We start from the raw sequence: 22,096 nt of genomic DNA on the forward strand, positions 1-22,096 counted from the left end.
TTTATCGTGATTGCCCGAACTTTGCATCGGGCTATCTTATATTTTGAATTTATTTTTATTAAGAATACGATTTTAAAAGTTCAAACGTAAGCTAAGTCTATAATGTCTACCAGTACGGTACTCTGTACGAGTAAAACTAGTATCTACTGACGAATCAGTCATAGGGTTACCTTGTTTGTAAACATATTGTTCACGCTCCCCTGACTCATTAATTCGATCAAGTTTCACTTTATCTGCAGTTAAGAACGTACGTACTTTAGTATCAGTTAAATTCAACCCATCAAAACGAAATGAAAGATTTTTATTAAACTTGTAATTAATTGCTAAATCTAAGCTTTCTTTAGCGTCTTGCCACTCTAAGTAATCTGAAAATTGTCGACCAACAAATTGAACTGAGTTATAACGATGCGTTAATCGTACAGAATGTCCTGATTTTTCCCAGTATAGTGAGGTATTTAATGTATGTTGCGGGGTAAACGCTTGCGGTACTGATGAAACATCGCTATCTCCCGTAATTGTAAGTGTTCCTGGATTTGAACTAGATTTAGCATAGGTATAGTTAACATTTGAACCTAAACCAGATAAGAGTCCCGGTAAAAAGTCATACGTTTGACGATATGTAAACTCTATCCCTTCAACTTTAGCTTTAGCACCATTGAGTTTATATTCTAAATTAACGATGGCACATTGATTAATCCATTCAGATGGATTCTCCCAAGTTAAGTTAGTAATACGGTCTGGATGACACATTCGCTGATCGCCTTCCATACCTATTGAATCTAGCGTTTCTCCAGGTCTAAGCTTATCTGCTTCGGCTTTAGCGCTTTCTGATTCAACAATTGGAATAATAAAATCTTCAAGAGTTAACGTTTCAATATCAAGATTTCTTCTAATATCAGTTACATAAACATCAGTATTAATTTTATCAACATAATCTTTAATATCTTTCTTAAAGTAAGATAATGATAACTGACTACTTTTATTAAAGTACCATTCTAAAGATAAATCTAAATTGGTAGATACCATCGCATCTAATTCAGCATCACTTGCGTTTCTGATATTATGCTGGTCTGACTGTTCTGTTTCTCTGAATGTGAAACCACCTCTAACATCCTCAAACTTAGGTCTAGCCATTGTTTGTGAAACGGCAAAACGACCAATCAAATCTTCCTTAATTAGGTAGTTCAAGTTAAAACTAGGAAGTAAGTTAGTATAGGTATGCTTAAGGGTTGCATCATATTGTCTAGCTTGATTTCCAGTTACAGCAGCTGTTGAAAGATCTGAGTGTATGTCTGGTCTAGTCAAAGGTGAGCTATTACTTGTCCATGGGTTAGCTAAAGTAGCAAAGTTTTGATCAACACATTTAAGTGAGCTATTTGGATCAATTGAATATTGAGCTTCAACAAAATCGCCAGCAACTAACGGATCACCACCTCTAACCACATCGGTATAGATAACACCGCCGTCAAAAGCTTTCTTATCAGGTAATATAATTGGATTTCCATTAGCATCATATCTATTAACGACCTGAAAAGTACCATCAAATGAATCTCTCCATTCCACAGGGTTGCCTGCAGGCCCTTGATCAATACGTACTACTTGGCTATATTCATCAGGAGAAGAAGCTTGGAATGAACTACATTCATCAGCACCACCACCAAATAATCCTGCATCTCTTAATTCATGCCAAGTCCACATATTTGGACTACCATGATAATTAACGGCTGTTTGATCTCGTAATACTTCAACTTCAGTTCTTACATAACGTAAACCAATATCACCCGTTAAACGTCCATCCATAAATGAGAAGTCTGCTTTAGCGTATAGTGAACTTGTTTCCTGTTCAACATCAGCGCGAGTAGTGTTTTCAGGCACCCATAATAAATTTTCAAAACGAATATCTTCACCATCATAATATTCTTCATATAATCTAACGGCTGCTTTTTGAGTATCAATTAAATACCAACCATTTAACATATCGCTAGAATAAGCTGAGTTAGTACCGACTAATCCTTCCATAAATCCATCAGGAACAAAAGGCTGTTCACGAGCAACATCAGCAATAGGAATTTGCGAGAAAACTTGCCAAGTATCTACAGGGGTCAATTGCTTAAAGTTACCATTTTCATCAACTTGTGATGTGTCAAAATGTTGTGTGGTAGCGTTAGTAACTTGATACCATTGTGATTCAAACTCTTTAACTCGTTGAGCCCATTTACCACCAAACTCAATCTGGTTAATGTTTTCATGATCAAGATCCCAATCAAAATCTAAATATATAGATTTATTTGTATCTTTAGTACTTCGATTCGTACGGGTGATTTGCTGTACCGTATTAGCATAAGGGTCTGTTGGGGAATAACCACCAAATGCACTAGCAGAACTACCTGCTACGCCATCAGGTTGTGCACCTAATGTTAAATCAGGTGGAACAACAACCATTTGGCATCGACCTAAAGTACAATCGTATCCATTAGGTATGATCTGATCTGATGGTATTTCAAATTTTTGATTGTTGGTTAATCGTCGAGTACTAATACCTAGCGTGTTGCCTGAACCGGGTAATAAATCTAAATCGGTTTTAGAAAGCCCCGCTGATAAATCCATTCTAAAATTATCAGTAAAATAATGACTTAAAGATAATGTTGCTACTTTGTTCTTTGTTTCATTAATACTAACAGATTCGTTATTTCGACCAAATGATTGACGGTTTAAAAATTTAACAAATCTTTTATTATTTGGATCAAGTGTCCACCAATCTTCTTGAGGATCTAATACTCTATCACCGCCGTCTGAACCTGGAGTGGGATCGTAATAGTTATCTCCATCAACGTTACCTGTACTCTCATCTATATCGCGTACATAGCCACTAGCATACAAAGGGCTCATCATTAATTCTTGATTATTAGTATGCACAGTTTGGTTGAATGCACTTAAACTTAACTTAATTTCAGTGTCTTCAGCAGGTACATACTGAAAAACCGCATTGAGTGAGTCTCGGTCTCGTGTATTTTGAAACATTTGATATTTCATTTCTTTGTATACCATACCACCAACACCAGCACTGTTATCACTGCCATCAGTGGTAGAGTAACGCCCGCCTTGTGCAAAAATTTCTTCTGGGGAGGTTTGGAATTGATCGCGTCTTATATCTTGTGTTTCTGTTGTTCCGGTGATCATTGCAGCAAAATTATCGGTAAATTTATGAGAAAAAGTACCCGATATTTTATTATTATCTTTTTCTGAAAATTCATTGTATCTATATTGAACTTCAAGCTGACGTCTATCTTTATCAAAGCTAAGTGGGCTTGGGGTTTTTAATACAACATTCGCGCCCAAAGCTCCTTCATCTTGATCTGCGCTAGATGTTTTGTATACTTGAATTGAAGCGAGTATATCTGATGAGAAACCACTCAAATCTACAGCTGATGAACCATCATTACTCGTTAACTGAACACCATTTAAACTAATATTATTAAAGCTGGCTTCAGTTCCTCGAACTGAAATACGAGTTCCTTCTCCATCTTCTGTTTGAATAGAAACCCCTGTAACTCTTGATAATGCATCAGCAATGTTTTGATCTGTATTTTTACCTATATCTTCAGCAAAAATAGAGTCAACAATACCTGATGAGTTACGTTTATCTGAAATAGATCTCAGAATACTCCCTCTATAACCAGTTACTTCAATTACCTCTACAACATCTTTTTTGTCTTTAGCCTTCTCATCTTTGACTTCATTTTCAGCAGCGTATGAGACACCACTCACTACAAATAATGATGCTATTGCTAGCGACAATGGTTTTAATTTGAATTGATTGACCACTTCGTAACCCCTTTATTTTATTATTTTATAGAAAATACGTTCACAGATTGAAGCTGCTAAAAAGTAACTAATATTTTCTTTATTTTATTTGATTTGAACAAAGCTTACTTTTATTTAAACTCATTCCATTAATGAAAATTGAAAATCATAAACAGTAGCCAACATCATAAACAAACCAGAAACCGTACAGTAATTGTACATTGAAACATACTAACACCCTCAAAAAGAAAACAATAGGTATTTTTTATTTAAAAAACGAAAATTAAATATGATTTTATCTTGTTGGTGATTATATGATTAGAGATCTATCAAGTGCTCTAAAATATGCCTATTAACGAGTTAAATATTTAGAGATATATTCCTAGCTGCTTATTTGATAATGGTTATTTCCTAATAAATATGATCCTAAAACGTATTCGCTTCGTAATAATAGAGTAGCCGTACTATTGTTTATTAAAACAAGAAAATAACTTAAGGATAAAAAGGTATTTATGAGTGATATAACTTCAAATTTACTTAATGATATAAATACACCTGATTGGTTGGTTCAATTTCAGGTGGTATATCAGAGCTTGTCTAAAGACGACTTAAATTCATTAACTCTGGTTTACCATGAAAATATCGTATTTGAAGATCCACTACATAGAGTTGAAGGGTTGCACAACCTAATAACTTATTTTGAAAATTTATACACTAATGTAATTAGCTGCACCTTCGAAATAAATCATTTTATTCATACCTTTGACGAAGCCGCTATATATTGGGAAATGCGATACCAGCATCCAAAACTTAATGCAGCTAAAGTCATATCTGTATCAGGGCACTCTCGTTTAAAAACCATGAATAACAAAATAATTTATCACCGAGATTATCTCGATGTTGGTGCTATGTTATATGAACATGTTCCATTACTAGGCAGTGTTATTGGTTTATTGAAGAAAAGAATAAACAAATGAAAACTATACTGATCACCGGAGCGTCTTCAGGAATAGGAGCTGCAACCGCACTACTTTACGCGCAAAAAGGTTTTACTGTTTTTGCCGGTGGGCGTAATCAGCAACGTCTTAATGAGCTCTCAAAGCAACATGAGAATATTACAACATTCTCTTGCGACTTAACCAGCAAAGCAAACATACAAAACATTGCACTAAGCTTCCCAAGTTTAGACATATTACTGCTAAATGCTGGTGGCTGTGAATATATTGATGATGCTGTAAATTTTGATGGCGATTTATTTGCCCGCGTTATTCGCGATAATTTGATTTCAATAGGCTATTGCTTAGATGTTTGGTTAAAACTCATTAAACCCAACGGACAACTTGCAATAACCAGCTCATGCGCAAGTTTTTTACCTTTACCGCGAGCTGAAGCCTACGGCGCATCAAAAGCGGCTTTGAACTATTTAGCTAAAACATTAGCTATTGATTTAACCCCACAAAAAATAAATGTCAGTGTGATCAACCCTGGGTTTGTTGAAACTCAATTAACCAATAAGAATACCTTTAGCATGCCTTGCATTATTACTTCTGATGCTGCTGCTCAATATATTTTTAAAGGTTTATCCCGTAAGCGTTCAGAAATCAACTTCCCTAAACGCTTTACGTACTTATTAAAACTACTCTCTTTGCTACCATTTTTTATATGGAAATTCCTTGCAAAAAAAATGGTAAAAGGACAATAAAATTATGAAAAATATCGCTATTATTGGCTCTGGCATATCAGGCTTAACCTGTGCTTATTTACTTAATAGAAAACACAGGGTTACCGTATTTGAAAAAAACAATTATATCGGTGGACATACTGCCACTAAAGACATTGTACTTAATAATAAGTCATACGCTATAGATACCGGATTTATTGTATGTAACGATAAAACCTACCCTAATTTTCTTAAATTATTAAAGCAACTTAAGGTTGATTTACAGCCTACAGAAATGAGCTTTAGTGTATTCAATAAACAGTCAAATTTAGAATACAACGGCCATACACTAAACAGCTTATTTGCTCAACGTAGTAATATTTTCAGCATTAAATTTTGGCGTCTAATTAAAGCGATTGTTCGTTTTAATAAACGCTGTAAGGCACTCTATCTAGAAGATAATATTAATAAAAGTGTAACTTTAGGTGATTTTTTAAAACAACATAATTTTTCTGATTACTTTAAGCAAAACTACATTTTACCTATGGGAGCTGCAATATGGTCTACCAGCTTAATAGAAATGGAAGCTTTCCCACTACATTTTTTTATTCGCTTCTTTCATAATCATGGTTTATTAAATATTACCGATCGCCCGCAATGGTATGTGATACCTGGAGGTTCAAGAGAATACATAAAACCATTAACCGAATCATTAGCTGATTGTATTAAACTTAATATTCATATTCGCCATGTAATTCGTCATAAAAACAATATAGAAATAGTTTTTGAAGATGGTACTACAAGACTTTTTGACGAAGTGGTTTTTGCTTGCCATTCAGATCAAGCATTGGGGTTATTAAAAGCACCAACAAAATCTGAAATAAATATACTCGGGAATATCTCCTATAGCGGCAATGAAGTGGTATTACACACTGATACTAATTTGTTACCCAAGCGTAAATTAGCATGGGCCAGTTGGAATTATTTGTTAGACAACACCAGTACAAAGGAACAATTAACTCGTCCGTCTTGTGTTACTTACAACATGAATATTTTACAAGGTTTAAGCGATACTGATGAAACATTCTGTGTAACACTCAACCAAACAGATAAAATTGATCCTAGTAAAATTATCGACATTTTTGTTTATCATCACCCTATTTTTAACCAACAAAGTTTAGATGCCCAATATAGGCGACATGAAATTTGTGGACAAAACCACACCCACTTTGCCGGAGCCTATTGGCGAAATGGATTTCATGAAGATGGTGTGGTGAGTGCACTTGTTGTTGCTAAACGATTCGGAATTGGACTTTAACTGTGCAACCTACTGCAGAAATAAAAAAATGTGAAAGCGGCATCTATCAAGGTGTTGTTTCACATAAACGCTTTTCGCCTAAACATCATGAGTTTTCGTATCAACTATCTATGTTGGGTATTGTAGTAGACGAACTTGATCAAATAACCAATCAACACTCTTTGTTTGGCACTCAATGGTTTAACCCTATTCGATTTAATGAAAAAGATTACATAAAAAGTGAACTAGGTACGTTAAAGCAACGTATAGCAAATAAAGTAAGTCGTTTAGGCGGTGAATGGGACGGACATAAAGTTTTAATGATTGCCCAATGTCGCTGTTTAGGTTTGTATTTTAGCCCAATTAACTTTTATTACTGTTTTGATAAAAATGAACAATGTTTATTTATGTTGGCAGAGGTAAGCAATACTCCTTGGAATGAAAGACATTATTACCTTGTAAATTTAACCGTAGCATCAGAATGTAAAACAAAGAATAAATTAAAAATAACTAAAAAAGAATTTCATGTTTCACCCTTTATGGAATTAAACATGAATTATCACTGGCGTATCAGTCATCCGTCAGAAAAAATATTAGTTAATATTCAAAATTTTACACCCAACAACAGTGAAAAAGTATTCGAGGTAAATATGAAGCTAAACAAACAGCCTCTTAAATCACTCACACTAATAAAGTCATGGTTATGCTTACCTTTTACTATAGTAAAGATTGTAACGTTAATTTATTGGCAGGCTCTACAGCTATTTATTAAAAAAATACCGATTGTAGACAAAGAAAAGCATTAATTTGAGGTAATTATGGAACAAACAAATCATTTAGTACTAAATAACAAACTCAGCTGGTTTGAACAAAAATGCAGAACGCTTGTTTTAAATACTCTCAATAATATGAATGATGCTTGTATTGAAATACATGAAAATTCTTACAGTGAGATATGCGGCGATCCAAAAGCCTCATTAAAAGCCCATATGCAAATTCACGATGCCTCAATTTATGCAGACATCGTAAAAGGCGGCAGTATAGCGGCAGCTGAAGGTTATTTATCACAAAAATGGACATCAACAGACTTAACGCAATTAGTGCGTGTTTTAGCTCGTAATCAAAAAGCGCTTGATAGTGTTGAAAACCAAAGCAGTTGGCTAAACACACTACAAAATAAACTACTTAATTTTAAAAACGCCAATACATTGGGTGGTTCAAAGAAAAACATTCTTGCTCATTACGATTTAGGTAATGATCTTTATACACGCTTCCTTGACCCAGAAATGATGTATTCATGCGCACTTTATTCCGATGAACATACCACATTAGATCAGGCACAAAGGCTAAAGTTAAAAAGCATATGCGATAAATTAGACTTAACAAGCGAAGATCATTTAATTGAAATAGGCACGGGCTGGGGCGGTTTAGCTATTTATGCAGCAACCCACTATGGCTGCAAGGTAACCACCACCACTATTTCAGATGCACAATTTGACTACGCCAAAGAGCGAGTTAATAAGCTAGGATTAAATAAGAAAATCACCTTATTGAAAAAAGATTACCGCTTACTTGAAGGTCAATACGACAAACTTGTTTCAATAGAAATGATTGAAGCCGTTGGACACGACTTTATGGGTGAATTTTTTAAGCAGTGTAATAACTTACTCAAACCCAACGGTAAAATGCTTATACAAGCTATAACCATTGCTGATCAACGTTACGATAATTATCGGAAAAGCACCGACTTTATCCAAAAGTATATATTTCCTGGTGGTTGCTTACCTTCTATAGCCGTAATAAGTGATCATATAGCCCTATCTACCGACATGATGATAGATAACATAACGGATATGGGCTTACATTACGCAAGAACACTAAGTGATTGGCGCAAAAACTTTGATAAAAATTGGGCTAATATTCAACCTTTTGGTTTCGATGATCAATTTAAACGTTTATGGCATTACTATTTTGCTTACTGTGAAGGCGCTTTTATTGAAAGGGTTATAAGCACACATCATATTGTTGCACGCAAACCTGAATATAAAGATGTGAATGATGAGACTATTCTCACTTATTAATTTTATTACCTTTCAGCTTTGTTGGTTTGTATCTGCAACATATCAACAAAGCGGAATATTAATAATCATTGCCTTACTGTGTACTCATTTTACATTAAGTCCCAAAAAAATAGCCGACATTGAAATACTTCCTATTGCTTTAATAGGTATAACCGTTGATCAGTTATTAATTGCAATACAAATAATACAACTGCCTGAAAATTCTGTGTCACCTTTCATAATACCCGTTTGGCTGATGTTTTTATGGTGCGCTTTTGCTTGGTGTTTAAATCATAGCTTACAATGGTTAATTAACTTATCAACAACGAAAGTAACCGTTATTGGCGCGATTTTTGGGTCGTTAAGCTATTACGTTGCTTTACAGCTAAATGTATTTAACAGTGTTTTATCACCTCTATATTTTGCACTGGTTATGGCATTTATTTGGGCCTTACTACTGCCACTATTTACACATATGCACCGCTATATTTTCAAGTAACAGTTAATTTAGCTGCAAAAGAGTTTTATAAACAAGGTAAACACAATGCGTTATATATTATTGATTATAATTATTTTTTCGACTACAACGTATGCTGAGCAACTAACTGACTACGACATAAAAGTTGCAGCTAATGCTGCTAACGTTAATACCGACTCATCATTACTGTCTTCATTAAACAAAATAGGTGAAGGGCAAATGAAAGTACTTTTTTGGAAAGTCTACAAAGCTGAATTTTATACATCAGGAAGCGTTTACCAAGAACAAACATACCCAAAAGCACTAAAACTTACCTACCAAAGAGATATAGAGCAAAAAGAATTTATTGATGCAACAAAAGATCAATGGAATAAATTAAATGCTCACTTCAACGAAAGAATAATTTCTGAAACACTAGAAGCTCAATGGGTAACACAACTCAAAGATATTTTTCCTAATATTACAGAAAAAGATGTGATCCTTTTTATTTTAACTGAACAAAAACAAGCTCACTTTTATCTTAAAACCTTCGATAACAATAAAAATCAATATAACGAAACCTACCAAGTATTAGGCACAATAAAAGACACCAATTTCGGTGATTACTTCCTGTCTATATGGTTATCTGAACACACCACAGAGCCAAAATTAAGAAAACAACTTATTGAAAATAAAAAATAATCAGGCGTACTGATTAACTTACCTATCACCCATATCATCAATAAAAGAAGCGAGATAAACGAATGAATCAATTAATAAAAAGCTCGGTATTGTTAATCTTGTTGTTCTGCGTAACGTCTTGTTCGTCACCCAAAATAGAAGATTACAAAAACACCACACCTGATTTAGTGTTAGAAGATTTTTTTAATGGAAAGTTAGTTGCTTACGGTATAGTACTTGATCGTAGCGGTAAGCTTTCTCGTCGATTTACCGTTAAACTTGAAGCCTATTGGGATAATAACAAAGGTACGATTAATGAATGGTTTGTGTTCGATGATGGTGAAAAATCAACAAGAACTTGGCAATTAATTAAACAAAAAGACAATATATATACCGGAACCGCAAACGACGTAGTAGGAACAGCAAAAGGACAAACAAATGGTTCCGCACTTTATTGGCAATATGACTTATTAATCACTGTTGATGGAAGTGAATATCAAGTTACCTTAGATGATTGGATGTATTTAATAGATAACAAACGATTATTTAACAAAACCGATATTATAAAATATGGTTTAAAGGTAGGCGAAATCATTCTTTACATCGAGCAACTTTAATTGACAACAACGTAAGCTTTACATAAGATTTACACAATATTAACACTAAAAATTTTCTTCAGTGTAAGATTCAGTGTAGTATTAACGATAACTATTATTATTAAAATACTTTAGCAGCTAATCCATTGATGAAAAATTTTATTGTATACTTAATTACCAGCTCAATATTACTATTTGGCGGCTTTAAAACAGTTTACGCAGTAGAAAAACAAGACTGGGTTTATGTTGTTGCTAATGGCGATAGCCTTTGGAATATCACCTCAAAATTCCTTAAAAAAATAGACTATTACACACAGCTACAAAAATTAAATAACATAAAATATCCTAAAAGAATTCAACCAGGTAGTGTCATTCGCATTCCAATGGAATGGATAAAACACACACCAGCCTCTGCCAAGATATCTTTTATACAAGGTGAAAGCTTACTCGTTAGAAATAAAAAATTAAGTCCCCTTACTGTATCTACTAGTTTAATTTTAGGTGATGAAATTCGCACCTCAGATAAAGGCAGTGCAACCGTTGTATTTGCCGACGGTAGTGAAATGGTATTATTTAAAAACACAATTATTGCTTTTGACCATTTATCGTCGTACGGAAAAACCGGCATGGTGGATACGCGCGTTAGCGTAATTCAAGGTAAAGTAGAAACTAACGCAAAGAAAAATAAAGGCCCTGGTTCTCGCTTAGATATTTCAACACCCTCTGCAATTAGCTCAGTTAGAGGAACCATGTACCGCGTATCTAATACTCAAAAAAACATATCAACCGTTGAAGTTATCGAAGGAACAGTGGCTGTTGCTGGAGAAAAATCAAACAATTCTATAAAAGTCGCCACAGGACAAGGTACACGCATAGAAAAAGGAACAGAGCCTACTAAACCCGTTCCGTTATTATCACCTCCTAACATATTAACCACGCAAACATTTTTCGAACAAGCACCTATAGTAAAATGGGATAGTATCGATAAAGCTCAGCGATATAATATTCAAGTTTCACCACAAAAAGATTTTAAAAGTATTGTCTGGGGGCAACTAACTACAGAGACCTCAATTGTATTACCTGAACTTAATGATTCCATGTACTACTATCGCATTACGGCTATTGACTCATTAGGCATTGAAGGTAAGCCTGCCTATAAAAATTTCACGTTAAACTTATCACCTAGAGCACCTCAATTAAAAAATACACCTGAACGTATATTAGGTAATAACGCATCATCTATACTTAGCTGGGAAAACTCTCAAGATCCCGTTGACCGTTACAAAATAGAAATAGCCAAAGATGAAAAGTTTACTCAGCTAGTATTAAATAAAAGCATGACTGGCAATCAATTAGCTCTGCCGAATAACTTAGAGTTTGATCATTATTATTGGAGAGTATCTTCTATTACTGATACCGATAAAGGTCCTGCTTCAGCTCCATTAATGTTTAATTGGACAACAACAATAGAAACACCTAACTGCAATGCCGTTGCCTCATCAGGTATTGTTGATATTTCTTGGAAAACAATAAAAAACGATCGCACTATAATCATTGAAACAGCTCAAAATGATCAATTTACTCAAGGCTTAAAAACTTATCAAATAAGCTCTGAAAAAAATCATATTCAACACACTACAAACGATGAATTATTTGTTCGATGTAAAATAACCGCATCATTAAACGATTCCACACTAGAAAGCCCGTGGAGTAAAACTCAACATGCAACTCAAATAGATAAAGGCATAATGTCTCTATTTGGCCTAATATTGTTAATCATATTAATATGAGTTTAGCTGTTGGCACTCAACCAATGAACTCGCCAACAACTTGGCGCAACAACAAGTTGCGTCTCACTATATTTTTATTAGGTATTTTAGTTTTATTTACAAATGAATTTAATAAATTAGATACCTTGATTTATGATTGGTTATTAACTAAAAATCCTCCCGTTGTTGAAAAAAATACCGTTATTATTGCGATAGACGATAAAAGCATCGGTGAGATTGGTCGTTGGCCTTGGTCAAGAGATGTCCATGCAACGCTGCTCAACACCTTAGAAACATCAAAGGCTAAGGCAATAGGTTTCGATATACTCTTTACCGAGCCAGACAAAGAACATCCTATTCGAGACACTAACTTTGCTAACGCAATAGAAAGAAACAATACGGTAGTTTTAGCTGTAGCTCCCCTTGCTCCACAAAAGAATATTACTTCAGAGCTTTTACCCTTTTCAATTTTAGCGGATAAAAGTGCAGGTCTTGGACATGTAGACTTAGAAGTCGACAACGATGGGCTTGTTAGATCTGTGTATCTATTTGCTGGATGGAAAGAATCAAAATGGCCAAGTTTTTCTTTAGCGCTAGCAAGGCTAGCTGAACCCAATAAAACGTTTGAAACCACAACACTTACTGTTGGCAACTATTGGACAAGACGTCAGCCTATTCTAATTCCTTATACAAGTACTTCAGGCTCAGTCCCCATTTATTCTTATATTGACGTGTTAAACAAAACGATTGATGTTAATACGTTTAAAAACAAAGTTATTCTAGTAGGTATAACCGCCACAGGGCTAAGTGAAAGATTTACAACACCTTTCTCATCAAACCATCAAAACATGGCAGGTGTCGAGATCAATGCACATATTGTTAACGGTCTAATTAACAAAAAATTTATATTAAAAACAGAGCCTTGGTTAAGTCATTCAATTAAATTTATTATTATATTACTAAGTCTTTTATGTACTTATTTTATCGCCAACTTATGGTTAATTCCGGGACTGATTGCCCAAGTGTTATTCAGTGTGGCCATCAGTGCTTTCTTATTATTTGGCTTCAATTTATGGTTTGAACCAGCATTAATGATTATTGCTCAAATACTTATTTATTGTTTAGCCTCATTTATTCACACTAAAAACAATCACAAAACCATAGCCGTATTGGAAAAACATATTGGTTACGATCCCGTTACCTTACTTCCCACTCAGCAGCAACTAAAAAAGAATATTGTAAAAGCACTTAGACAATCTAACGGTAGTTTGAATTTCGCTATTGTTGTCATTAATTTAGGTAAATTTAAAGATGTTAATGAGCTACTAGGATTTAAAGCAGGTGATCACTTATTAAATATTGCATCTACTCGTATTAATACCTGTATAGATCATAAACACGAATGTGCAAGATACAGTGGTCCAGAATTCACCATATTTTTTAAAGATATATTAAACAAAGAACAGCTAAGTCTATATTGCGATGCATTATACGATCTTCTCGGTAAACCTTATCAAATACAAAATGAAAGATTTATATTGCCTATTAGTATTGGTGCTAGCTTCTACCCGGAGCATGCCAATAAAATAGACGATCTATTTGACACCGCTATTACCGCCATGCAAAAAGCTAAAAAGCAAACAGATCGAGGGATTTGTTATTATGATCAAACAATCAAACTCGATATTATTGAACATAATAAACTCATTAATGATCTTCATAACGCATTAAGCAGAGATGAACTTGAAATCTATTACCAACCTCAAGTTACAGCTAAAAACAGTAAAATAATTGGTGTTGAGGCACTTGTTCGATGGAATCATCCTCAACGTGGGCTTATCCAGCCGGATGACTTTATCCCTATGGCAGAAAGCACAGGGTTAATTATTCCGATTGGAAATTGGATACTACAAACAGCATGTCTTCATTTAAAATCTTGGCATAATGCAGGCCACCGTCACTTAAAATTAGCCGTTAATTTATCTACTGTTCAGTTTTCTACTCCTGATCTTATAGAACAAGTATCATATGCACTGAATAATGCACAGTTATCTGCTAACGACCTTGAATTAGAACTTACAGAAAGCTGTTTAATGAAAGATATGGATAGAGCAATAGATATACTTACCAAGCTAAAGGGTATGGGAATTAGATTATCTATAGATGACTTCGGTACAGGCTATTCCTCATTAAGCTATTTAAAACAATTCCCTATCGACAGAATAAAAATAGATCGATTATTTGTAAGTGAGCTAGACACAAGTGTCGATGCAAAAGAAATTACTCTTGCTATCATATCGATGGCCCATTCATTGAAAATGTCGGTTATAGCTGAAGGCGTAGAAACCGTTGAGCAACAAAATTTTCTCGACACAAATAATTGTGAAGAACTACAAGGGTTTTACTTTAGTAAGCCAATCACACAAAGCGACCTAATAAAATTACTAAGTACATCTCCCCTTCACAAAGAATGCTAATTTCAACCTCTATAAAATTCGGGCAAAAAAAAGCGCAAATACAAAAGTAAATGCGCTATAAATAAACATGAAACACTAAGGGAATTAAGGTCTCTATTAAGTAAGAACATGCAATACACATTTAGTTCAAAAATTTTTGTACAATTTTATCTTCTTTTTATAGTCCTATTTAACACCATAAAATTCAGACAAAAAAAAAGCGCAAATACAAAAGTAAATGCGCTATAAATAAACATGAAACACTAAGGGAATTAAGGTCTCTATTAAGTAAGAACATGCAATACACATTTAGTTCAAAAATTTTTGTACAATTTTATCTTCTTTTTATAGTCCTATTTAACACCATAAAATTCAGACAAAAAAAAAGCGCAAATACAAAAGTAAATGCGCTATAAATAAACATGAAACACTAAGGGAAATAAACTTTACATTAAATAAGAACGCTCGAATTCAAATAAGTTCAAAAATTTTTGAACAATTTTTATCTTCTTTTTATAACCCTACTTAGCTCCGTAAAAATCAGGCAAAAAAAAGCGCAAATACAAAAGTAAATACGCTATAAATAAACATGAAACACTAAGGGAATTAAGGTCTCTATTAAGTAAGAACATGCAATACACATTTAGTTCAAAAATTTTTGAACAATTTTTATCTTCTTTTTATAACCCTACTTAGCTCCGTAAAAATCAAACAAAAAAAAGCGCAAATACAAAAGTAAATGCGCTATAAATAAACATGAAACACTAAGGGAATTAAAGTCTCTATTAAGTAGAACATGCAATACATATTTAGTTCAAAAATTTCTGATCAATTTTTTATCTTCTTTTTATAGCTCTATTTAACACCATAAAATTCAGACAAAAAAAAGCGCAAATACAAAAGTAAATGCGCTATAAATAAACATGAAACACTAAGGGAAATAAACTTCACATTAAGTAAGAACGATCTAATTCAAATAAGTTCAAAAAATAATGAATTAACTTTAATTTGTAGAAATATTCAATTTTTTTGTGAAACGGGTAGTAAGAGTATTTAACTTATCGATACACAAAGGTTTGCTATATAAATACCCTTGTAGTTGATAACACCCTTGTTCAATAAGAAAATCAGCCTGAAGTTGAGTTTCCACCCCTTCACAGCAAACCCTTAAATTTAGCTGTTTAGCCATTTCAATAATAGTTTTAGTGATTGTAGTAGCATCATCAGAAATGCCCACATCATCTATAAACTGCTTATCAATTTTTAGTGTATTAATAGGTATCTTAGTTAAGTAGCTTAATGATGAATATCCCGTACCAAAATCATCTAACGCAACGGTTGACCCCATATTGGTTATTTGTGTAAAAAAAGCATTAGCTTGTTCAAAGTTTTCTAAATAAGCAGATTCCGTCACCTCAAACTCAATACATTCAGGTAAAACATCATATTTAATAAAGAGCTGCTGAATAAACTCAAGTAAGCCTTCACCTCTAATATCATGAGCCGATAAATTAACAGACACTACAGTATCTATATTAAACAATGCATATATTTTGGGTAAGTCTTTACAAAGTTGTTCTAACACCCAATGAGTTATCGGTATTATTTTACCAGTCTGCTCAGCTATAGAAATAAATTCATCCGGTGGAACCGTACCTAAAGGACCTTTATGCCAACGAATAAGAGCTTCAAAGCCAACAACTTTTTCTTGTGGTGATAACTTACATTGATAATACAATTCAAATTCATTGTTGTTAATGGCTGAAATTATAGAGTTTGCAATAAATAGCTCACGTTTATTATTATCCTTCATTTCTTGAGTAAAAAAGGTATAACGACCTCTTCCTCGATCTTTAGAACAATACATAGCTATATCGGCATGATGAACAAAATCACCTACATCAAAATCAGCATCTATAGCGCTTGCTATACCGCAGCTTGCTCCCACATGAATTTTCCAGCCATCAATTAAAAAAGCATTATTGAGTTCTTCCACAATATCTCTAGCAATATTTTTAACCTTTAAGTAACTGGTTTTTTTGTCCATTAATACTAAAAACTCGTCACCTGAAAGCCTAGAGATAAAACTTTTTTTTGCTGTTGATTTTTGTAATCTATTTTTAACTTCTATTAATAACTTATCTCCCGCATCATGCCCATAAGTATCATTAACCGCTTTAAAACCATCTAAATCGATATAAATTAAAAAAAGATTATTATCTTCTCGCTGCGCATCTGCTAATTCTTTTTTTACTTTTTGCATAAAATGCTGACGATTAGACAAACCAGTTAAACTGTCGAAATTAGCTAACTTTTCCATTGCATACTGTTGTTGCTTCAACTGCATCGTATATTCGGCATTAATTTGTGTTTCTTTATTTATAGCCTGCATCATTGAGTTAACATTATGGCTTAAGCTAGCGACCTCCGTTTTTCCTTCCACATCAACTCTTAAAGAATAATCTTTTGTATTTTCTATTTTTTTTGCGAGTAAAGAAAGGCGAGTAAGGGGAGAAAGTAGTTTGTTGTGAAGCCACAAGGAAAATAGAATAACAATAGCCAAAACAGCTAATATAATAGGAAGCGCTTGTTTTAATAGACTAAGTTTACTTCTATCTAAGGGGCCTTGATAGTCATTAATAATTAATAAATAACCTAGAGGCAAATGTTTATCGCCAATATATTTAAATGAAATAAGTTCTTCTTTATTGGTAGATATACCAAATGGGATAGTATTTAAATTATATTTATTAAAATAATATTTTATATCTTCTGAAGGTATATTAGCTTTACCTATATAAGTTTCAACAGGCGTGAATTCAGGGGTTAGTACTGCTGCAAATTTAACGTTTTCATAATGGTCTAAACGCAATAAAACCGTTGTAATATAAAATACATCTCGTGTATCTCCTATCAAAGGAACTAGGTCATTGGTTATATTTTCAGATAAACCATCAAGATCACTTTTTACGAATTTTTGATAAAGATTTTCATGCTCAAATATCGATACAACAAGCACACTAAAACTAACAGTAATAATGGTAAAAATAGTTAATGTTGCTAATGTTGATTTTACACTTTGAAAAATCATTTTTTCCTACTTATCAGAGAGAATTGTATTGCCCTCTTCTCTAGTTACTAAAAATAAAGCTAATTTTCTAGAACCTTTCGTTCCTTCGAAATGTTTTTTGTTAAAATTGTACATATTATACACAGCAAAAATATGACTAAACTCACTTCCCTGAAGAAAAACCAAGCTTAATTTTAAATATGCCGTAAAATCATCCATATACTAACAAAAATCATCAATTAAAGTTGAATTAATACTCACAAAAACACAGATTTTTTTGTTAGACTGTTACCACATTATACAAAGTTAAAAGTACCCCCAAGTGTCTGTATTTAGTCCTTCATCTCAGTTCAAATATATTTGGTTAATTATTATTCTAATAACACCTTATAAAACATATGCAACCACTGATAAAGTTAACATATCTGGCTTTGCCCGATTAGTTGGTGGGTACCTCGATGAGAGTTCTGCTGAATATCAAGGTTATGACAATAGTCTAACTTTTTCTCCTGATAGTTTACTCGGTATTAAAGGTGAATACAGATACAACGACAAACTATCTTTTGTTGCTCAAGGTATATTTACTGAAAGTAGTTTACGTAAATCAGGTTTTGATTGGCTCTATGTATCTTATAAACCCTCAACAGATTGGCAATTTGACTTTGGTCGTTATCGCACACCTTTTTTTGAATACAGTGAAGTAATTAATGTAGGCTTTGCTTATCCTTGGGTTATTCCTCCACAAACCACCTATGTAAATGCTTTATTTGCCTCTATTGATGGTGCTAGAGCCACCTATTTATTCAATATAGATAAGTTTAATTTTTCACTGAGCGCTTTTGGTGGTCAGTTTGACAGTAATGTATTTAATGTAGAAAACAGTACAACTGTTGATAGTGATTTACTGACCGGTATTAACCTGCGAATGAATACAGAAAACTTTAAAACTAGAATAAGTTACGTGACTGGAAATTTCAATTTAGAAATCAATGACTTGCCAAGACTTCAAAATATACTCAAATCATATCATTTCGATAAAACTGCAAATGAATTAGAAATAAAAGGCGATATAGATATTTATCAATTTAGCGCTGCTTATGAAACCTTAAATTATTTTGCACTAACTGAAGCGACCTTAATTGCAGGTGATTCAAAATTGATCGCTAACATAGAAAGTTATAACTTAACTTTAGGTTTATTTCACAATAACTTTACCTATTATGGATCAGCCTCAAAATTAAGAACAACAAATAGTAACGTCGAGAATCAAGTTCCTCTGGGCGTATCTCCTGAATTAACAGTATTAAATAATCTAATAGAAAAATTACTTAACGGTAGGCTCAATGAAGATGTAGACATTACAAGCATTGGTGTTAGATGGGACATAAAATCTAATTTAGCATTTAAAGCAGAAATAGATTTGATTAAAGGGAAAGATGGTCAACGTTCTACTTTTAGTAGAATAGATAAGTCTAACTTTAATAATTATTCTACCTTATATTTATTTAGTATCGATTGGTTATTTTAATGAGTAAATGGCTCGTATTTTCGATAATTTTTAGCCTATTGCTATTTTCTCAATTTGCTTTCGCAAATAAAAATAGCACAGAGGTTATTATTGTTAAAAATATTGAAAACCCAATAAAATCCATTACAAAAAGCCAGCTACGTAATGTATTTTTAGGGAGAAATACGATTATGTTTGAACCTGTTATTCCTCCTGTGGAAACTATTACTCGTATTATTTTTAATACAAAAATAATTGGCTTAAATGAATCTAGAATACAGTCGTTTTACGCTCAAATGCGTTTTTCAGGTAGAGCTAGGCCACCAAAAGAGCTTCCAACAACGGAGGCCTTACTACATTATATATCAACAACCCCAACTGCTATTACTTACGTTCCTCAAGGAACAAAACTACCTGAAAACGTTGAAATTATTTACACTATTGTTATTTAAGTAATAAAATAATCACACTGTTTTATTTGTCTCATTCACTATTTTACCCACATAATTTATACCCGTTACCAATCAAGATGTGTATTTCAGAGTGCTTGAGCGATATCAATTCAAGGCAGTGCTTTGTAATAATGGTCGTTCCCTTATAAAAACGCTAACGAAAAAGTGATTTTGCTCAAGCGCTTCTTCGATAGGTCTAAAAACAATTTATGCTTCGTTATTAACTTTAGTAAGGTTCTTACATGGATGTAGACCTTAGATTTCGTTTGGAACGTGAAACCTGTGCCTAAATTGTTTTTAATTCCCACTGAAACCTGCATATTGAATGGTACGGGTATATATCCTTTAAAAAAACTTAACCGAATTTTGTTCTTCATCAAAAAAAACAATCGTAATGATATTGGTTCTTATTTGTATTACATTTGTTTGTTGTATAGAATACCTGCAATTAAGCAATACAAAACTAATTGAAATCATGAACCTCATAAAATTTGAGGTTACTTCTTCAGTTGATGTAGTTATTAAAATTTATTTTGGTGAATTATGAATATTAAAAAAAGTGCACTTAGCTTAGCAATTATCTCTTCGTTATTATTAACCGCATGTGGCGGTTCAGGTAGTGATACATCAACGCCTAAAGTAGAAGAGAATACAGCTCCTACAAACATCACATTAAGCAATATGGCTGTTACTGAAAATAGCATGGCTGCGGTATTAGGTAACTTATCAGCAGTAGATGCTAACACTGGTGACACTTTCACCTTTTCAGTTTCAGATGAAAGATTTACTGTTTCAGGTAATGAATTAGCGCTTGCTGAAGGCGTAGTTCTCGATTTTGAAGTAGAACCAACAATTGAAATAGAAGTAACCGTAACTGATTCAGGTTCAAAAACATTCACGAAATCATTAACCATTGCAGTAACAGACGTATTAGACACTTATACATTTGATAGCAAGTTTATAACTGGCGAATCAAGTGTTTCATATAGCGGTCAAATAGCTCGTCATACCTTAATTGCCGAATTAAACCACTACATTGGTAATCAATTAAAAGCAGACTTAGACGACGGTACATTACTTACTAGAGAAGCAGTTAAAACTAAACTAAACAGTTTTTACCAAACATCCGCGGAACAATACGACAACTTCCCTATTACTTTTATGGCCGATACAAAACAAAAATTTCTTGCTGATATTTCAGGAAGCCTTAAAAATTTAAGTGGTAAAATTGCAGGTAATGACTCTGGTCAGCATAAAGATTGGAATACAAATTTTTCTGGTTGGGGCGCTACAGGGTCAACCACACCAGAAGGATTAATTGGTATTTTCTTTGATCAACTTGCAGATAATGCTGAACAACATATTAACGGTATTGTTCGTCAATCTGTTACTAATGAAGCCATAACAGATATTTATTTAAATACTAACGGAACAGATCTTAAGCAATTAATTCAAAAATTCTTATTAATGGCAGTAACTTACTCTCAAGGTACTGACGATTATTTAGATAACGCTGATGCCGGTAAAGGCTTAAATTCTGACTTTATGCAAGACGGCTCTAAAGCATATTCAGTTTTAGAACATCAGTTTGATGAAGGCTACGGATACTTTGGTGCTTCACGTGAATACTTAGCCTATAACGATAATGAATTATCGGGTAAAGCAGGCGAAGGTGATAGAGCTGATTGGAACAATAACCATGATACGAATGCTGATGGTGAATTTGATCTGACCTCTGAAGTTAACTTTGGTAATTCTGTAAACGCAGCAAAACGTGACCGCGGTACAGTCGGTAATACAATGCCAACTGATTACACTAAACAAGTGATGGAAGCCTTTATTGAAGGTCGTAAAATAATTAACGATAATGCTGGCGTTGCATTAACTACAGAGCAATTTACTGCTTTATTAGCACAACGCGACATTATTGTAGACGGTTGGGAACGAGCTATTGCATCAACAGTTGTTCATTATATTAATGACACTCATGCAGATTTAGCTAATGTAGGTACTTCAGAGTTTAACTTTACTGATACGGCTAAACACTTTTCTGAATTAAAAGGTTTTGCATTGGGTTTACAGTTTAACCCCTATTCAAAAATAACAGACGAGCAGTTTGCTGAACTTCACACATTAATTGGTGACAAGCCGGTATTAGAAAGTACTGATATTGCGGCATACCAAGAAAAACTAATAATGGCTCGTGGTATTATTGCTAGCGCATTATCATTTGATGCTGAGAATGTGGAAAACTGGTAGTCTAATGCTGCAATTATTTATGCCCAAA

At 33.5% G+C, this 22,096-nt stretch carries 15 protein-coding genes; 13 read left to right on the forward strand and 2 right to left on the reverse strand.

Features of this window, described 5'->3' with window-relative positions:
* Positions 1-72 precede the first annotated feature (72 nt).
* Complete coding sequence (locus AC0L5Q_RS09860; protein WP_473618173.1) at positions 73-3,825, reverse strand: TonB-dependent receptor; 3,753 nt, start codon at positions 3,823-3,825, stop codon at positions 73-75.
* 491 nt (positions 3,826-4,316) lie between these two features.
* On the opposite strand from AC0L5Q_RS09860, the gene AC0L5Q_RS09865 reads away from it, so the two are divergent.
* The 10 genes from AC0L5Q_RS09865 (at position 4,317) to AC0L5Q_RS09910 (ending at position 14,801) form a co-directional block, all read left to right on the forward strand.
* A complete protein-coding gene (locus AC0L5Q_RS09865) occupies positions 4,317-4,781 on the forward strand; it encodes a nuclear transport factor 2 family protein (RefSeq protein WP_473618177.1) in 465 nt (154 codons plus the stop codon).
* Positions 4,778-5,506, forward strand: coding sequence for an SDR family NAD(P)-dependent oxidoreductase (locus AC0L5Q_RS09870; RefSeq protein WP_473618180.1), 729 nt, complete (start codon positions 4,778-4,780; stop codon positions 5,504-5,506). Before AC0L5Q_RS09865 ends, AC0L5Q_RS09870 begins: the two co-directional genes overlap by 4 nt.
* A 4-nt stretch (positions 5,507-5,510) precedes the next feature.
* The gene (locus AC0L5Q_RS09875) at positions 5,511-6,782 is read left to right on the forward strand and encodes an NAD(P)/FAD-dependent oxidoreductase (RefSeq protein WP_473618184.1); all 1,272 of its coding nucleotides are present in this window, start codon (positions 5,511-5,513) and stop codon (positions 6,780-6,782) included.
* A gap of 2 nt (positions 6,783-6,784) precedes the next feature.
* The gene (locus AC0L5Q_RS09880; RefSeq protein WP_473618185.1) at positions 6,785-7,567 is read left to right on the forward strand and encodes a DUF1365 domain-containing protein; all 783 of its coding nucleotides are present in this window, start codon (positions 6,785-6,787) and stop codon (positions 7,565-7,567) included.
* A gap of 12 nt (positions 7,568-7,579) precedes the next feature.
* Positions 7,580-8,842, forward strand: coding sequence for a class I SAM-dependent methyltransferase (locus AC0L5Q_RS09885; RefSeq protein WP_473618186.1), 1,263 nt, complete (start codon positions 7,580-7,582; stop codon positions 8,840-8,842).
* The gene (locus tag AC0L5Q_RS09890) at positions 8,817-9,320 is read left to right on the forward strand and encodes a DUF2878 domain-containing protein (protein WP_473618187.1); all 504 of its coding nucleotides are present in this window, start codon (positions 8,817-8,819) and stop codon (positions 9,318-9,320) included. Before AC0L5Q_RS09885 ends, AC0L5Q_RS09890 begins: the two co-directional genes overlap by 26 nt.
* Positions 9,321-9,365: 45 nt before the next feature.
* A complete protein-coding gene (locus AC0L5Q_RS09895) occupies positions 9,366-9,980 on the forward strand; it encodes a chalcone isomerase family protein (protein ID WP_473618188.1) in 615 nt (204 codons plus the stop codon).
* Between the two features lie 62 nt (positions 9,981-10,042).
* Positions 10,043-10,576 carry a DUF3833 domain-containing protein gene (locus AC0L5Q_RS09900; protein ID WP_473618189.1) on the forward strand — a complete coding sequence of 178 codons (534 nt, stop codon included), beginning with the start codon at positions 10,043-10,045 and terminating at the stop codon, positions 10,574-10,576.
* Between the two features lie 128 nt (positions 10,577-10,704).
* Positions 10,705-12,345, forward strand: a complete 1,641-nt coding sequence (locus AC0L5Q_RS09905; protein WP_473618190.1) for a FecR domain-containing protein — start codon at positions 10,705-10,707, stop codon at positions 12,343-12,345.
* Between the two features lie 23 nt (positions 12,346-12,368).
* A complete protein-coding gene (locus tag AC0L5Q_RS09910) occupies positions 12,369-14,801 on the forward strand; it encodes an EAL domain-containing protein (protein WP_473618191.1) in 2,433 nt (810 codons plus the stop codon).
* 982 nt (positions 14,802-15,783) lie between these two features.
* Here the strand turns inward: AC0L5Q_RS09910 and AC0L5Q_RS09915 are convergent.
* Positions 15,784-17,871 (reverse strand): putative bifunctional diguanylate cyclase/phosphodiesterase, encoded by a 2,088-nt coding sequence (locus AC0L5Q_RS09915; RefSeq protein ID WP_473618192.1) that lies wholly within the window; start codon positions 17,869-17,871, stop codon positions 15,784-15,786.
* Between the two features lie 301 nt (positions 17,872-18,172).
* Here AC0L5Q_RS09915 and AC0L5Q_RS09920 point away from each other — a divergent pair, with 301 nt between their 5' ends.
* From AC0L5Q_RS09920 to AC0L5Q_RS09930, 3 genes are all read left to right on the forward strand, one after another.
* On the forward strand, positions 18,173-19,378 hold the full coding sequence (locus tag AC0L5Q_RS09920) for a hypothetical protein (RefSeq protein WP_473618193.1): 1,206 nt from the start codon (positions 18,173-18,175) through the stop codon (positions 19,376-19,378).
* Positions 19,378-19,809 carry a hypothetical protein gene (locus AC0L5Q_RS09925; RefSeq protein WP_473618194.1) on the forward strand — a complete coding sequence of 144 codons (432 nt, stop codon included), beginning with the start codon at positions 19,378-19,380 and terminating at the stop codon, positions 19,807-19,809. Before AC0L5Q_RS09920 ends, AC0L5Q_RS09925 begins: the two co-directional genes overlap by 1 nt.
* 543 nt (positions 19,810-20,352) lie before the next feature.
* Complete coding sequence (locus AC0L5Q_RS09930) at positions 20,353-22,068, forward strand: DUF4856 domain-containing protein (RefSeq protein WP_473618195.1); 1,716 nt, start codon at positions 20,353-20,355, stop codon at positions 22,066-22,068.
* Positions 22,069-22,096: the final 28 nt, after the last annotated feature.

This window comes from Pseudocolwellia sp. G5-9 (assembly GCF_055808995.1).